General features: G+C 59.5%; 1 protein-coding gene. It reads left to right on the top strand.

Going from position 1 to position 536, the window contains the following annotated elements; translation table 11 throughout:
- Positions 1-55: 55 nt before the first annotated feature.
- Positions 56-536, top strand: a 481-nt coding sequence (locus tag AC1RPU_RS07780; RefSeq protein ID WP_481769610.1) for a hypothetical protein, incomplete at its 3' end; no start/stop codon positions are given.

Below are 536 nucleotides of genomic sequence, written 5' to 3'. Positions count from 1 at the left end.
CAGGTTGGCTCGCTGGATACGAGCTGGATAAGGATCAGGAACATTAGGAGAAACGGTGCACATTAAGGACATTTTCAAGGCCGCTAAGATCAGTGGCTTTAAGCGCCTTCAGACAACGGCACAGCCCAACTGCATGGGCGCGACCGACGTGTGGGCAGGTGACCTCACGGCTCTGGTACGCGAGATCGAGCGCCGCGTTCTGGGCTACGGCGACAAACTTCCCACAGGTCTGGAGGCCGCTATCCACCGACGTATCGTGCACGTGGAGACCGCACGAAACCAAGGTCGGATTATGGGCGCGATCCGCGAGGCATGGGCCGAACAGTATGCGGCACCGTGTTCGGGGCTGCGTCCCATCGAGGCCGAAGGGCGCAGTTTCAAGGTGGTCGAAATGTCGCTGGCCACGTTCCTGAGCCCACGATCAGAGGTCCTTGATCCGGAGTTCGTGGTGGTCTACGTCTACTGTGCTCAGGATGAGGTGGCGGCTCTCATCGAAGAAGCAGCACGTTGTGACTGGACACTGATCCCGCCCGAAC

This window comes from Dellaglioa sp. CoH-55-MRSF-7 (assembly GCF_056782235.1).
Note: the sequence above shows the minus strand (reverse complement) of the source record. Positions and strands in the feature narration are given on the sequence as shown.